19 protein-coding genes are annotated in these 14,188 nt (G+C 64.3%); 7 read left to right on the top strand and 12 right to left on the bottom strand.

Annotated elements, in window-relative coordinates:
• Positions 1-31: 31 nt before the first annotated feature.
• Positions 32-724: a GNAT family N-acetyltransferase gene (locus AC0L3C_RS16705; RefSeq protein WP_473280893.1), complete on the bottom strand. Its 693-nt coding sequence runs from the start codon at positions 722-724 to the stop codon at positions 32-34.
• Positions 725-728: 4 nt separating this feature from the next.
• Positions 729-1,076: a Lin0512 family protein gene (locus AC0L3C_RS16700; RefSeq protein WP_106943230.1), complete on the bottom strand. Its 348-nt coding sequence runs from the start codon at positions 1,074-1,076 to the stop codon at positions 729-731.
• A gap of 161 nt (positions 1,077-1,237) precedes the next feature.
• On the opposite strand from AC0L3C_RS16700, the gene AC0L3C_RS16695 reads away from it, so the two are divergent.
• The 3 genes from AC0L3C_RS16695 to AC0L3C_RS16685 all read left to right on the top strand — a co-directional run bounded on the left by AC0L3C_RS16695 (position 1,238) and on the right by AC0L3C_RS16685 (position 2,981).
• Positions 1,238-1,591: an MmcQ/YjbR family DNA-binding protein gene (locus AC0L3C_RS16695; protein ID WP_473257304.1), complete on the top strand. Its 354-nt coding sequence runs from the start codon at positions 1,238-1,240 to the stop codon at positions 1,589-1,591.
• A 73-nt stretch (positions 1,592-1,664) separates the two neighbouring features.
• A complete protein-coding gene (locus AC0L3C_RS16690) occupies positions 1,665-2,537 on the top strand; it encodes a bifunctional helix-turn-helix transcriptional regulator/GNAT family N-acetyltransferase (RefSeq protein ID WP_473257307.1) in 873 nt (290 codons plus the stop codon).
• Between the two features lie 57 nt (positions 2,538-2,594).
• Complete coding sequence (locus AC0L3C_RS16685; protein ID WP_473257310.1) at positions 2,595-2,981, top strand: ester cyclase; 387 nt, start codon at positions 2,595-2,597, stop codon at positions 2,979-2,981.
• A gap of 22 nt (positions 2,982-3,003) precedes the next feature.
• Here AC0L3C_RS16685 and AC0L3C_RS16680 read toward each other — a convergent pair whose 3' ends face one another.
• Positions 3,004-4,224 carry an MFS transporter gene (locus AC0L3C_RS16680; protein WP_473408499.1) on the bottom strand — a complete coding sequence of 407 codons (1,221 nt, stop codon included), beginning with the start codon at positions 4,222-4,224 and terminating at the stop codon, positions 3,004-3,006.
• A 317-nt stretch (positions 4,225-4,541) separates the two neighbouring features.
• On the opposite strand from AC0L3C_RS16680, the gene AC0L3C_RS16675 reads away from it, so the two are divergent.
• The 3 genes from AC0L3C_RS16675 (at position 4,542) to AC0L3C_RS16665 (ending at position 5,993) form a co-directional block, all read left to right on the top strand.
• A complete protein-coding gene (locus tag AC0L3C_RS16675; protein WP_473257314.1) occupies positions 4,542-5,039 on the top strand; it encodes a peptide deformylase in 498 nt (165 codons plus the stop codon).
• 77 nt (positions 5,040-5,116) lie between these two features.
• Complete coding sequence (locus tag AC0L3C_RS16670) at positions 5,117-5,563, top strand: GFA family protein (protein WP_473257316.1); 447 nt, start codon at positions 5,117-5,119, stop codon at positions 5,561-5,563.
• A gap of 49 nt (positions 5,564-5,612) precedes the next feature.
• Entirely contained in the window at positions 5,613-5,993 is a 381-nt protein-coding gene (locus AC0L3C_RS16665; RefSeq protein ID WP_473408498.1) for an MAPEG family protein, read from the top strand.
• 31 nt (positions 5,994-6,024) lie between these two features.
• On the opposite strand, the gene AC0L3C_RS16660 is transcribed toward AC0L3C_RS16665, so the two are convergent.
• The 3 genes from AC0L3C_RS16660 to AC0L3C_RS16650 are packed head-to-tail and all read right to left on the bottom strand — an operon-like array spanning position 6,025 to position 7,904.
• Positions 6,025-6,387 (bottom strand): ArsR/SmtB family transcription factor, encoded by a 363-nt coding sequence (locus AC0L3C_RS16660; protein ID WP_473408497.1) that lies wholly within the window; start codon positions 6,385-6,387, stop codon positions 6,025-6,027.
• The gene (locus AC0L3C_RS16655) at positions 6,387-7,049 is read right to left on the bottom strand and encodes an SRPBCC family protein (RefSeq protein ID WP_473408496.1); all 663 of its coding nucleotides are present in this window, start codon (positions 7,047-7,049) and stop codon (positions 6,387-6,389) included. The genes AC0L3C_RS16660 and AC0L3C_RS16655 overlap by 1 nt, the downstream gene beginning before the upstream one ends.
• 57 nt (positions 7,050-7,106) lie before the next feature.
• On the bottom strand, positions 7,107-7,904 hold the full coding sequence (locus AC0L3C_RS16650; RefSeq protein WP_473408495.1) for an AraC family transcriptional regulator: 798 nt from the start codon (positions 7,902-7,904) through the stop codon (positions 7,107-7,109).
• Positions 7,905-8,021: 117 nt separating this feature from the next.
• On the opposite strand from AC0L3C_RS16650, the gene AC0L3C_RS16645 reads away from it, so the two are divergent.
• Positions 8,022-9,572 carry a carboxylesterase/lipase family protein gene (locus AC0L3C_RS16645; protein ID WP_473408494.1) on the top strand — a complete coding sequence of 517 codons (1,551 nt, stop codon included), beginning with the start codon at positions 8,022-8,024 and terminating at the stop codon, positions 9,570-9,572.
• A gap of 3 nt (positions 9,573-9,575) precedes the next feature.
• Here the strand turns inward: AC0L3C_RS16645 and AC0L3C_RS16640 are convergent, their stop codons facing one another.
• From AC0L3C_RS16640 to AC0L3C_RS16615, 6 genes are all read right to left on the bottom strand, one after another.
• A complete protein-coding gene (locus AC0L3C_RS16640; RefSeq protein WP_473408522.1) occupies positions 9,576-10,022 on the bottom strand; it encodes a PIN domain-containing protein in 447 nt (148 codons plus the stop codon).
• Positions 10,019-10,306 (bottom strand): hypothetical protein, encoded by a 288-nt coding sequence (locus AC0L3C_RS16635; RefSeq protein ID WP_473257328.1) that lies wholly within the window; start codon positions 10,304-10,306, stop codon positions 10,019-10,021. Before AC0L3C_RS16635 ends, AC0L3C_RS16640 begins: the two co-directional genes overlap by 4 nt.
• Before the next feature lie 60 nt (positions 10,307-10,366).
• Complete coding sequence (locus AC0L3C_RS16630) at positions 10,367-11,626, bottom strand: serine hydrolase domain-containing protein (RefSeq protein ID WP_473280909.1); 1,260 nt, start codon at positions 11,624-11,626, stop codon at positions 10,367-10,369.
• A gap of 111 nt (positions 11,627-11,737) precedes the next feature.
• Positions 11,738-12,496 (bottom strand): SDR family oxidoreductase, encoded by a 759-nt coding sequence (locus AC0L3C_RS16625; protein ID WP_473280991.1) that lies wholly within the window; start codon positions 12,494-12,496, stop codon positions 11,738-11,740.
• Positions 12,497-12,663: 167 nt separating this feature from the next.
• Positions 12,664-13,545, bottom strand: a complete 882-nt coding sequence (locus AC0L3C_RS16620; RefSeq protein ID WP_473280911.1) for an AraC family transcriptional regulator — start codon at positions 13,543-13,545, stop codon at positions 12,664-12,666.
• Positions 13,546-13,783: 238 nt separating this feature from the next.
• A complete protein-coding gene (locus AC0L3C_RS16615; protein ID WP_473280913.1) occupies positions 13,784-14,188 on the bottom strand; it encodes a nuclear transport factor 2 family protein in 405 nt (134 codons plus the stop codon).

Below are 14,188 nucleotides of genomic sequence, written 5' to 3'. Positions count from 1 at the left end.
CCGGATGAGAAGCCTGACCGGACGGCGCGGCTCATTCCTGCTTCATGAACGCAGTGACGTGCAGGCTGCGCCGAATCCGCATTCCCTGCCGCTGGTACAGCGCGATGGCCGATGAGTTGCTCGAGAACACGTGCAGGAACGGAATTTCGCCGCGCGCCTCGATCTGGCGTGCGACCGCCGCCAGCAGCGCCTGCGCGTAGCCCCGCCCGCGATGGTCGGGGTGGACGCAGACGGCCGTCATCTCGACGAAATTTCCCGGCTTCATGCGCTCGCCGGCCATCGCGACCAATTCGCCGCCGGCACGGATGCCGAGGAACGTCCCGAGTTCGTGGGTGCGCCGCGCGAATGGACCGGGCTTGGTCAACTCCGTCAGCGCCATCATGGCGGGAACGTCGGCCACCCCCAGCCGAACGATCTCGGCATCGCGAAGCGGGCTGTCGGCCGGAGAGCCGATCATCTGCTCGCAGGGTCCGGCCACCACGACCTTGAACCCGGCGGGAACGTCGACGGCCTCCGGTGTGAACAGTGCGGCGACCTGCGCGCCCGACAGGAGATCACGGAGCGCAGCAAAGCTCGCCTCGGACATGTCGACCATGTCGGCAAAGGGCGTTACGTCCACCGGGTAGCGCAATGCTCGCGGGCCACCTTCGGCCAGATGTTTGTGGCTGGTCGTCAGCGCGCTCCAGATCGGGCGATCCAGCAGCGTCTCGTCACGGTCGGACACCGGCCTAGTCCTTATCGAAGCTGACGATGACGGCGGCATTGGCGATGAGGATGGGGTCGTTGCCCTGTTCGGGGGCCGACGGAATCTCCAGCCCGCCCTTCACCGCGTTGACGGTGACAGTGCCGTAAGGCAACTCCTTCGCGACCGCGTCCTTGTCGACGGCTTCGGGATTCGGCACCGCGATCGTGACGTCCACGAACATGTCGTTCGCAGTCTTGTCGATCATCCGGAAGAAGCCGAGGCTCGAATGCCTGATGGCATCAGAGACGGCACGCTTCGCCGCCTTGGTGGCGTCCCTGCCATGGACGTCGACGCCCATGCCCATCTCGGTGATACAGCGAACGCGAGCCATGTTCTTATTCCTGTGACTGATTGAATGGTGGGGAGTGTGGGGATTCGGACGGCACGATACAAGTGGGGTCGTCCCCTCTTATCCCGGACGCGGCGCGGCACGCCGTGGCGCTCCATCGTTGCGGCGTTGCAAGCCGCGTGCGCTGTGCTATCGCTCAAGCGATGACTCCCAGAACTTTCGAAACCCGCTGCCTGCGCCTGCCCGCCGTCACCAAGGTGGTGCAGTGGGAGGGCACCTCGGTGTTCAAGGTCGGCGGCAAGATGTTCGCACTCGGCGGCGGCTTTGCCGCGCGCTCCGGCGGCTACATGTTCAAAGTCTCGAACATGGCTTATGCCATGCTGATCGAGCACGGCCTTGCGCGGCCGGCGCCGTATCTGGCGCGCGCCAAATGGGTGCAGCTCGTCGGCAACAACGCGCTGCCGGACGCCGAGCTCAGGGCCTATCTGGCGCAGGCGCACGCGATGGTCGCGGCAAAACTCACGCGGAAATCCCGCAAGGCGCTGGGCCTGGATTGAAGCGCAGTTCGCCGGTGAAGCGAAAGCCTGCGCTGATTGACATCGACGATATGCCTGACTAAAGTCAGACATCATGCTCGACCCTGTTCCACGCGTCCGCCGCTTCAATCGCGCCGTCACGTCCGCTGTCGGCGCCCTCGACACGTCATTCCTGGGACGCGGGCGGCCGCTGGGGGCAGCGCGCGTGCTCAACGCGATCGGGCACGGACGTTCGGACGTGGCTGAGATTCGCGACTACCTCGGCCTCGATTCCGGCCTGATGAGCCGCCTGTTGCGCAGCCTCGAGGACGAAGGGCTGGTCGAGACCAATGCGCATGAGGACGATGCGCGCCGCCGCGTCGCGACGTTGACACGTGCGGGCCGGCGAGAGTTCGCGGCCTATGAGGCGCTGTCGAACACGCAGGCCGAGGGCTTCCTCGCCCAGCACTCGCAACGCGAGGCGCTGCTGGCGGCGATGGATTTGATTGCTTCCGCATTGACGCGCGACCGCGTCACGCTGGATGAGATGGATCCGCGGAGCGAACAGGCCCGTTATTGCCTCGGCGAATATTATGGCGAGCTCGGCCGCCGCTTCAAGCAGGGGTTCGACGTCTCGCTGTCGCGCGATCCTGACGCCAAGGACATGCGCCGCCCGCGCGGCACGTTCATCGTCGCGATCTCGGACACGCTGCCGATTGGCTGCGTCGGGCTGAAGGGCACGGATCACGGCTATGCCGAGATCAAGCGGCTGTGGGTCGCACCGGCGGCGCGCGGATTGCGGCTCGGCCGGCGCCTGATGGACGCGACCGAGGATGCCGCGCGCGGGCTCGGCATCAAGCTGCTGCGGCTCGATACCAACAGCGCCCTGGCGGAGGCCGGCCAGCTCTACCGACGCAGCGGCTGGAGCGAGATCCCCCGCTTCAATGACGACCCCTACCCGGACCTCTTCTTCGAAAAACGTCTGTGAGCGCGGGCGCCGATCGCCCCGTTGCCGCGTTATGGCCGGAGCCGCAGGAGCAACGCCATGACCAGGTCCGACCTCGCCGACATCTACCGCGACTACATCGCCTGCCTGAACCGGCAGGATTGGCCCGCGCTCGGACAGTTCGTTCACGATGACGTCGCCCACAATGCGCGACAGTTCGGACTGTCCGGCTATCGTGCCATGCTGGAGCAGGATTTTCGCTCAATTCCGGATTTGCATTTCAACATCGAGCTGCTGGTCTGCGATCCGCCCCACATTGCCTCCCGGCTGAAGTTCGACTGCACGCCGGCTGGAACGTTTCTGGGGCTGGATGTGAACGGCAGGCGCGTATCCTTCTGCGAAAACGTATTCTATCAATTTCACGACCGAAAAATACGGCACGTGTGGTCCATCATCGACAAGCCCGCGATCGAGGCGCAGCTCTAGCGCTGCGCCTCGATGAACCTGCTTACGCCGCCGCCGGCGCCAACTCCGCTCGCGGCTTCGGGAACGGCCTGAAATTCATCGCCATCAGGAAGGCCCCGAGGCCCATCGCCCAGGAGGCGATATAGAGCCAGGCGTAGCTCGAGAACGCATCGTAGATCAGGCCGCCGGCGAGCGGGCCCGTGGCCATGCCGAGACTGCCCGCCATGGCGGTGCCGCCGATCACCGTGCCCATCATCTTGAGCGGAAAGTTTTCGCGGATCAGCACGGCGTAGAGCGGCATGGTGCCGGCATAGATGAAGCCGAAGACGGCCCCGACCGCATAGAATGTCGTGAGCTGGTGCGCGAAGACATAACCGAGTGCGCCGAACGCCTGCAACAGCAGGCCCGAGACGAGCACGCGCTTGGCGCCGAAGCGGTCACCCATCAGACCGAAGGCGATGCGCCCGCCGAGGCCGGCAAAACCCTCGATGCTGTAGATCGTCACCGCCGCGACCAGCGGGATGCCGCAGCTCACGGCATAAGAGACGGTGTGAATGATCGGGCCGGAATGGGTGGCGCAGCAGAAGAAATTGGTCGCGAGCAGGATCAGGAATTTCGGCGAGCGCAATGCCTCTCCCATCGACATCTCACCTTGCACGGCGCCCTCGCCCGCAGGCGCGGCCAAGGCGTGCGCGAGCGCCGGCGGGCGGCGCACCAGGAATGAGACCGGGATCATGATGGCGCCGACCACCAGCGCCACGATCTGCATCGAGGTGCGCCAGTCATGTCCGGAGACGAGCCAGGCCGCGAGCGGCGCCATCGTCATCGGCGCCATGCCCATGCCGGCCGACACCAGCGAGACCGCGAGGCTGCGATGGGTGTCGAACCAGCCGGTCACGGTCGCCATCATCGGCGCGAAGATCGCGGCACAGGACGCCCCGACCAGAAGGCCGAAGACGAACTGAAACGCAAGCAGCGAAGTGGCGTGGCTCGCCGCGAACAGGCTCACGGTCAGCACCGTCGATCCCGTCAGCACCACCAGCCGCGGCCCGAACCGGTCCGTCAGCGTCCCCCAGGCCATGCTGGTGCAGGCCATCGCCAGAAAGCCGATCGTCATCGCGCTGGAGATGCCGGTCACGGACCAGCCGGTATCCTTTGCGATCGGCTGCAGGAACACCGGCAGCGAAAACATGCCGCCGATGGCGACGCAGCCGAGCAAGCCGCCCGCGGCGACGATCACCCAGCGATAGGAGGAAGAGTTCATTTTTGGTCTCCCGTCAGGTCTGTCTGGGTGGAAGACGAATGGGAACATGGTGGGCCGACAGGCCGACGCAAGTTTTTGCGGCACGCATTTGTGACCTGCCAAACAAAAAATGCGAAAACAACCCCATGCACAGTAGCCGGGCGCTTTGGGATCAAGGACTTACAGCGCAGCTCTTTGCAGTGCGAAGAAAGACTCGCCGTTTGACTCGTCGGGCAAAACACCTGCATCATGGCATCATCCCGCCGCTCTTGATCGTCTTCCCTTGCGCAGCCGATTAGCCGTCTCCTCGCCCGCAAGGGTTCCGGCCAGGAGCCTGCATGACCATTCGCCCGATCGTCCGCTATCCCGACCGCCGCCTCACGTTGCCGGCCCGCCCCGTCACCGCGTTCGACAATGCGCTTCGCGAGCTCGCAACGGATCTGCTCGAGACCATGCGCGCCGCGCCCGGCATCGGCATCACGGCGCCGCATATCGGCGTGCCCTTGCGCGTCGTCGTGCTCGAGCTCGACGCCAAGGAGGGTGCGCAGACCTACGTCAATCCGGAGATCGAATGGGCCTCACCCGAGATGATCCTGCATCGCGAAGGCAGCGTCTCGATGCCCGGCGTCAACGACGACATCCAGCGCCACGCCCGCGTGCGGATCAACTATCAGGATCTCGACGGCGAGATGCACACTGAAGAATCGGAAGCCTTGCGTGCCGTCTGCCACCAGCACGAGATCGACCAGCTCGATGGGATGTTCTGGATCCAGCGGCTGTCGCGGCTGAAGCGGGAGCGGCTGGTGAAAAAGTTCGACAAGATGTCGCGCGGGTGAGCGTGCCGGCGAAGATCGGACTCGTGTGAAATCGCGCAGGCTGTTCGATGTGGAGAAGTCAAACGAGCCTGATATGATTGGAACGGTCGGCCCCGTCGGGAGGGAGACGAACGACATATTCAGGTCGTTGCGCCTGCGGCGCGGTTTGTTACACCATTGCGTCCGCGCCGATCCGCGGCTTCCAATGCCAGTGCAGCGACTGTCAGCGCGACACCGGCAGCGGCCACAGCTCCATCTTCGTGTTCGCGCGCAGCGCAGTCTCGGTGACAGGCGAGGTGCGCGAAATCGAGCGCACTGCCGACAGCGGCGCAGTCAAGCGCAAGGGATTCTGTCCGAGCTGCGGCTCGCCGATCTACAACAAGCCGGACGAGAAGCCGGAGTTCATCGGCATCCATGTCGGCACGCTGGACGATGCCAGCACGTTCAAACCGTCCGTCGTGCTGTTCTGCTCGCGCGGATATGCCTGGGACCACCTCGATCCCGAGATTCCCAAACTCCCGGAATGGCACCCGGGATCGCGCTGATTTCTTGCAGCTTGGGGGACAGCCAATGGCGATGAGCTTCGAGCTATCGATGCTGGCCGCCGCGATCGTCTGGGGCTTCGTACAGCTTGTCGCCGCCGCGCAAGCCGCGAACCTGCAGTACGGCCTCAGATGGGCTGCGAGCCCGCGCGACACCGAGATGCCGCCGCTCAAGGCCATCCCCGGCCGGCTCAACCGAAATTTCCGCAACTACATGGAGACGTTTCCATTCTTTGCCGCCGCGATCCTCATCTCTCACTCCGCAGGCGTTCACAACGAGCTGACTTATTGGGGATCGATCGCCTATCTTGGCGGACGCATCGCCTACACCGCGCTTTACCTATCCGGCATACCGCTCGTCCGCTCGCTGTTCTGGAATATCGCCAGCTTTGGTATGCTTGCTGTTTTGGCGGCGGCTTTCGTGCCTCACTGAAGCGGCGCGATGCGACTTTGCCGCGACGCCATCACGCCCGCTTCCCGCTCCGCTTGGTCATTGGCGCGTTGCGACGCTCGCGTTTGCCGCGCGCGATTTCCGTCGCCAGGGCGTCCAGCTTCGGCTCCCAGAAACTGCGGAACTGACCGACCCATGCATCCACCGCTTGGAGCCCCGCAGCATCGACCGAATAGAGCCGTCGTTGCGCCTCCGCCCGAACGGTCGCGAAGCCGCTCTCGCGCAGCACCTTGAGGTGCTGCGACACGGCTGCCTGCGTGATCCCGAACTCCGCTCCGATCACTTCGACGACCTCACCGGACGCCATCTCGCCGGGCGCAAGCAGCTCGAGGATGCGACGGCGGACAGGGTCGGCGAGGACCTCGAAGATTTGCATCAGCTTCCTGTGCCCGGATGCGCCACGTCGGGCGGCGTCTCGCCGCGATAGAAAGCGATGGTGCGGTCCGACCGCTGTTTCGCGGAGGCAGGATCCACGCCGCTTGCGACATGCGCTGCGCGCCAATACTCGCCGCTACTCGTCATGAATTCCTTGCCCGCGGGAGAGCCAATCCACGCCTCGGCCGTCTCATGGTCGACCGATGCCCCGGTCGCAACATATCGCTCCAGCCCCGCAATGGCGAGATCCCAACCGATCCCGACTGCCCCTGGACCGAACTGATTCCAATGATCCTCGATCATCGCGGTGTGCTCAAGCGTCAGCCGCGCCTGGCTTCGTTCTGTCGTCAGCTTGACGTCGATCCAGCTCATCGCGCCGCCGAATTCCCACGTCGCCGCAAAATGGGTCGGCGGCGTACATGCCGTGATGGTCCCGCCTGCATTCCCCTTGAGCTGGTACTTTCCGCCGAGCCGGAGATCTCCCTCGACCGGCAAGAACCAGCGCGGAATGCGTTGCTCGCTGGTCACTGCGTCCCAGAGATCGTCGACGCTGGTCTCGTAAAGCCGCGTCAGTGTCACCGCACTGGCCGCTTTCCCGTCCTTCTCGAAATTCTTCACCGAGCGCGTAACCAGCCCCAATACTCTTGCGACGTCTATCTCCATAGCGCTTGCTCCCTGTCGTTTCGCGCAAGGATGAATATCGGTCCAACCTAATATAAGTCAAGTCTTATATTCAGCAGAGATAGCGCTCAGATATTTCCCCGGCGGTTTCCCGAGCGCCTTCTTGAACATGGTGATGAAGGCCGCGACGGAGTCATAACCGAGATCGGCGGACACCTGCTGCACGCTCGCGCCGGAGGTCAGCTCGCGCAAGGCGACGATCAGGTGCAATTGCTGGCGCCAGCGCCCGAAGCTTAAGCCCGTCTCGCGGACAACGAGACGCGCGAGGCTACTCTCGCTCAGCGCGACGCGAGCGGCCCATTCGGCCAGCGTCCTGCGATCGGAAGGGTTTTTTGCCAGCGCCGCGGCAATTTTCTTCAACCGCGGCTCGGGCGAGAGCGGCAGATGAAGCTGCTGAACCGGCATGCGGGGAAGCTCGCGCAGAAGGACGCTCGCCAGAAGGTTCACCCTCGCCTTGTCATCCGCGATCTGATCAGACAATTCGACGATCACTTCACGCAGCAGCGGGGAGATCGAGAGCGTGCAGCATCGATTCGGCAGGTCCACGGCGTCAGGCTCGATATAGACGAAGAACAGCCGGGCATTTTCTGTCGCGAGGTTGCTGTGCTGCAGGCCCCCGGGCACCCAAACCGCGCAATGCGGCGGCACCATCCACAGGCCGGTGGGAACGCGGCACGTCACGGCGCCTCCCAGCGCAAAGACAAGCTGCCCCTTGCGGTGGCTGTGATCGGGCACTTCGCCTTTGGTCCCGATCACGTCGACGCGCACCGCGATAACGGGCGCGGAGACATCATCCACATCGAGATCAGGCCATGGAAAACGGAGCGGCTGCCGCATGCTTGCCGGTTTTTAGCAATTGATTGGCGGAACATCTAAATCGAACGGAGAGGAATGTCGATAGGCTGCTGTCTCCCGGCGGTGGTCGGGCACGCTCTGCGATCAGGAGAAACGACCATGCATGGTTTCACCAGTGCGACAGCAGCCGAGCTGGAACGCGGGGTCCGCACGCAAGCAGGCTCCGTGCGTGGCGGCCCGCGCGATGCAAGCGGCGTGATCGCGTTCAAAGGCATTCCGTATGCCGCGCCACCGGTCGGGCCTCTGCGTTGGTGCGCACCGCAGCCGCCGACGCCCTGGGAGGGCGTGCGCCATGCGCGCGTGTTCGGCGCGGGGTGTCTGTCGGCGCTCGAAAACGACCAGCGGCCGGGACCGCGCGACGAGGATTGCCTCTATCTCAACGTCTGGACCGCGGCGAAGCGCGCGGATGAGAAGCGGCCCGTGATGGTGTGGATTCACGGCGGCGGCTTTCAGTTCGGCTCCTCGGCCAATCCTGCAACCGATGGAGGCGCGCTAGCAGTGAAAGGTGTCGTCGTCGTCAGCTTCAACTACCGCCTCGGCATCCTCGGCTTCTTGGCTCATCCCGAGCTCGATGCGGAGGCGCCGTCAGGCAATTACGGCCTGCAGGATCAACTGGCGGCGCTGCGCTGGGTCAAGGCCAACATCGCCGGCTTTGGCGGCGACCCCGGCAACGTCACCCTGTTCGGCGAATCCGCCGGCGCCATGGCCATCGGCATCTTGATGGCCTCGCCGCTCGCGCACGGATTGTTTCACAAGGCCATTGGACAGAGCGGCGCGTTCTGGGACGGCAAGCACGGCCCACTCCAGGGCTTCGAAGAAGCCCGCGCGCGTGGTCTGGCTTTTGCCCGGCAGCAGGGCAACGGGTCGATCGCAGCTTTGCGCAGCATGCCAGCCGATCGGTTGAATGCAGCCGCGCCATGGAGTTTCAGGACCAGCCCGGTCGTGACGGCCTTCTCGCCGAGCATCGATGGTCACGTCGTGCCTGACGTGCCCGCGCGGCGCTTCCTGCGCGGCGAACAAATGCACATCCCGCTGCTGGCGGGCTGGAATGCCGTCGAGGAATTTCCTTTCCGTTCGCAGTCACTTCCCGATCAATCGGCGCAAGCCTTTGTCGCCGCGGCCGAGGTGATGTTCGGCAGGGAGCGCATGGCCGATTTCGTGAAGGTCTACCCCGCCGCGACCGACGCGGAGGCCAAGGCGTCCGCGTCCGCGCTCACCGGCGGCATCGTGGTCGGCGAGCAATGCTGGCAGTGGCTGCGTCTGCATCGGCGCGGGGGACGTGCGCCGGTCTACGGCTATCACTTCAACCATACCTCGCACTACACGCCGATCGCCTCGCACGTCACCGAAATTCCGTTCGTGTTCGGCACACTGACACCGCAACAGGTGATCGGCAGCTCGGCGCCGCCGGCCGAAGAGGACCGCGCTCTGGCGCGGACCATGATGGCCTATTGGGTGAATTTCGCGGCGCACGGGGACCCGAACGGATCGGGCCTGCCACCCTGGCCCGCCTATGACGAAGCAGACGTCGTGCAGATCCTGGGCGCGCCGATCGAAGCCCGCCCCAATCCGCAAGCCGCCCGCTTCCGCTTCCTCGGCAGTTTCAGGCAGGACGGCATTTTGCCGATGCGCTGGCGGGATATGGCGTAAGGCTCAAGCCGGTTTCGCGTCACTATCCGCATAGGCGCGCATGAGGTTCGGCGTCGACCATGTCGCGACACCGGTTCCGGCGAAGTCGCGGTCTGTCGTCCAAACGTCAGCCTCGACGCTCCAGGCCAGCGCCAGCACATGCGCGTCGCGCTCGGACCCATTGCGGCTTGCCACGGCGTCGCGAAGCGTCTCTTCGCATCGGGCGAGCATAGGCTCCAATGCGGCTACCGGAACGATCGTGAGCAGCTCAGCCAACGCGTCCAGCAGCTCGGTCAGCTCCGGGCGCCGCAGCCCAAGCGCGATACGGCGACGCGCTTCCTGGACAACGCGGTCCGTCGTCACCAGGATCGCCATTTCAGCAGCCTTCAGGAGCGCGCCGGAGCTTCGGCCTCGAACGGCGGCAATCAGAATGGCTGCGTCAACGACGATCGTGGTTGACGGTCGTCTCATGCCTTCGACTTGGCCGTGAGCTTCTTCACGGCCGAGACCGACCAATCGACCGGATCGACGTCACCGAATTCAGCCAGCGCTGCGTTGTCCGCGGCCACGTCGCGTCCCTTCGCGAACCGCTCGGCCCGCGCCAGAACCGCCGCGAGCTTGCCTGAATCGACTGCCTTGAGGGGGATGAGCAGCCCTACGGTCCGCTCACCCGATTTGACAGGCGTCGGGCCGGGCAACGCACCGATGGCCTCCCCTGAAATCTTTTGCAAATCGCGGATGCTGATGTGCGCCATAGGGGCTTACATACACCCATATGTAATGCTTCGCAAGATGATCGACAGGCACCCGCGCCCTCACTCGCCCGCCATCAGCTCCTTCGCCAACGCCATGTAGGCCGGCAGCGTCATGGGGTCGTTGGCGGCATTGCCCGCTGCGGGGTGCGAGGCGTAGCGCGCGATCACCATCTCGGCCTTGGGATCGATATAGATGCCCTGGCCGTGAACGCCGCGCGCCATATAGGCGCCGTGGGCGTTGTGCGTGACCCACCATTGATTGCGATAGGACGCACCGGGGAGCGTGGTGTAACCGGCGGGCTTGAATTTTTCGGGATCGCCGCCACGCGCGATGTCCTCGACAACAGATGAAGGCACGATCTGCCGGCCGTTGAAGCGGCCGTGATTGCGCATGATCTCGCCGAAGCGGGCGAGATCGCGCAAGGTGGTGGAGAGGCCGCCGCCGCCGCTTTCGGTGCCGACGCGATCGACGTGGTAATGCGCGTCTTCCTCCGCGCCCATCGGCTGCCAGATGCGCTCGGAGAGCAGATCGGACAAGTTCATGCCGCTGACGCGCCGGATGATCCAGGCCAGCACGTCTGTGTTGACGGTCTTGTAGGCAAAGGTCTTGCCGTGCTCGCCCTGCTTCTTCTGCGCCATCAGAAACTCGAAGATGGTGGTCGCACCGTCATAGTCGGGTGGAATCGGCGCCATGCCGTTGGCGCGCCGCAGTCCCCACACATGCGAGTTCTTGTCGGTGTAGACTTCGGTGTATTCGAGCCCCGTGGTCATATCCATGACCTCGTGCATGCGCGCATCGCCGAACGCGCTCGCCTTCAGCTCCGGCACATAGTCCGTGACGGGCGCCTGCGGGTCGATCTTGTCCTCGGCGACCAGAATGCCGGCGAGCACGCCCGTGAACGACTTCGTCACCGACATCGCGATATGCGGCTTGTGCGGCTTCAACGCGCCGAAATAGCGCTCATAGATGAGCTTGCCCCGATGCAGCACGGCGATGCCGTCGGTGTAGGTCTCCTCTAGCATCTTCGCGAAGGTCATGGGCCGGCCGTCCATCGTGGTCGAGGCCGACGCGCCGATGTCATGGTCTTGCCGCGGCAGCACCGACGCAGGCCCCGCCCCGCGCCAGACATTCACGGTCGGCACCAGCTGGCGGATGTTGCTCCAGGCCCAGCGCAGCTCGGGGAAGCTGCGGAACGAACCATCCTGGAAGCTGATGGTGCGGTCGGGGGAAGGCGGGAAGCCCTTCATCCAACCGAGTGTTTCGGGATCGGTTTCGGCGGCGGTCGCGGGCGACTGACTCGGGGCGGTGGCGGCGGACATCAATATTGAACTCCGGAAGCGAACGACGGGGTCTCGTATCATGGAGATACGTGGCGAACATCCAATGTTTGCGCCGAGGTGACCGTCGCCGCGCGCTTGGCGGGTTCGTCGTCACGTCAGGCGGACCGACATGCCACCGTCAACCGTCATGGGGCTGCCCGTCATGAACGATGCCCGGTCGCTCAGGAGAAAAACGGCCGCCTGCGCGATCTCCTTGGGACTGGCCATCCGCTTCATCGGGTGAAGCCCGGCGATGAAATTCAGGGCGTCTGGATTGCCCTCGCCTGCCGCCGGGGTGATGGTTCCTCCAGGCAGAAGCGCGTTGACGCGAATGCCTTCGGCCGCATGCTCGGCGCCCAGTGATTGAGCCAGGCCGATCAGTCCTGCCTTCGAGGCTGCGTACGCCGCCATTCCCGGCATGCCCCCGTTGCTGAAGCCAACGAAGGACGAGGTGAAAACGATCGAACCTCCGCCCTGCTTGCGCAGCGCCGGGATCTGCGCCTTCGCGCTGAGGAACGCCGAGGTGAGATTCACCGCAAGCACATCGGTCCAGTTTTCGACGCTCATCTCGGGGACCGGCATCATGTCGCCGAGGATGCCGGCATTGTCGAAAGCGCCGTCAAGTTTTCCGAAGGTCGTGACGGCGTGCGCGACAAGGCGGGCTGCATAGCCCTTGTCCCGAACGTCGCCCGCGAGAAAAGTCGCGCGCCCTCCGGCGCTCTTGATGCTTGCAACAACGGCCTGCAGCTCGGCGGGGCGACGCGCCCCGAGCACCACATTGGCGCCTTCGGACGCGAACAACGACGCTGCGGCAGCACCGATACCGCTGCTGGCGCCGGTTATGATGATCGTCTTGTTTGCAAGTTCCACCGTGAGACTCTCCTGATGTCGAAAAGGAGCCGAACAAGACATCAGGCACCGGCGAGCGGCCACCCGTTTCCCGAGGTGAACGCGGGATCACATCGTGGCGGTATTGATCCGCCAATGGCGGCCTGCCGGTTTCCGTGATCGGAAGCGACAGGCGCCGTCAGCGGACGCTACTTCAGCGGCAAGAAAACGTCCGCGACGGTCTCGTGCTCCGGCACCTCGGGGAAGAAGCTCAGCCGCTGGCAATAGACCGGGAAGTCGCGGGCTTCCTCGCCGCTGGCCGGAAGCCAGTCACGATAAAGAAAGAGCGCGGCAGGCTCCAGATTGTCGGTGTAGCCGACGACGCGCAGCACCGCGCAGCGTCCGCCGGGGATCTCGCCGGTCTTGATCGCTTCGCCGTTCGCCGCGATCGGCTGGTCGGTCCCGACACAAAGGTCGATGCTGTATTCGTCCTGCTGCGCCGGACGCCCCTCGGAATGCCAAACAGTGAAGGTGGGATTTGTCCTGGGGTGCAGGCCGGCGGCCCTGCGCCACGCGATGAACCGCCGGATCGTGTCACCAAGTGTCTCAGGGCTTCCCCGATGCTCCATGATCGCGACCGGCGTAGGGGGCACATCGCGGATCGTCACGTCGTCGGTGGTAAACGTTTTCTGCATGAGCTTGCTCCTGGCGTTGTCGAGAGGCCCTAAGGCCGCAAGCCACGGCTCCCAGTCGGGAGACTTCCGGAACGACGACGGCGATTGCCCGAACCGTTGCCGAAAGGCGCGGGCGAAGGCATCCGGTGCGTCGTAACCGGCATCCATCGCAATCTCCGTGACATCAAGGGCGTCCATGTAGGCCAGTTGATGCGAAGCGCGCTTCATGCGGGCCAGCTGGACATAGCGATGCACTGATAACCCGAAGGTTGCCGAGAACTGCCGGTGGAAATGATATTTTGAGAAAGCCGCAACAGCACTCACCGTGTCCAGATCCAGATCATCGTCGAGATGCCGATCGATATGATCCAGCACCCGTCGCATCCGGTCCTGATAGTTCTGCAGCGCCGCCTTCATCGTCCCTCCTCCGTGGCGGCTCCATCTAGTCGCTGACGGCCATGACACGCTCGACCGATCTTGCGGTTTGGCACGGATTCCGTCGACCCTATTTTTAGCGTGATGGGCGCCTGCGCAAGGATCAAGACGGCGGCAACGGACGTGGCGAACTTCATCAAGATCTGGCCGCCGTCAAAACGGAAAAAGGGAGCCCGCATGTCGCGGGCTCCCTTCTCGTACATTCCGACGTAGCCGGCTGTCAGTGGCCAGCAGTCTCCAGCGCCTTCTGCACCATCGCGGTGTCGACATATTGCGTCATCCCGGCGATCTTGCCGTCCTTCACCAGATAGAGATGCGCGAAGTTGGCGCGCATGGATTTGCCCGTCGCCTTGTAGGTCCCGGAGTAGACGCCGAAGGCGGCGACGCGATCGCCGTCTTCCAGATAGGTGTGAACGTCGGCACGATAGCCGGTCCATTCGGTGGCGAGACGTCGGAACACGCCTGATATAATCGCGTCGGGTCCGACATAAGTGCCCGCATAAGGAAACCCTTCCGCTTCGGTCCATGCGGCATCCGGAGCGAGAGCGGCCAGCAAGTTGCGGCCGTTCTCTTCCGACGATGATCCCTCATAGGTGGCGCGGATCAGGTCGAGGTTCGCCCCCAT

It is taken from the genome of Bradyrhizobium sp. WSM4872 (genome assembly GCF_055811715.1).
The sequence above is the reverse complement of the archived record's forward strand: the minus strand, read 5'-3'. Positions and strand labels throughout refer to the sequence as shown.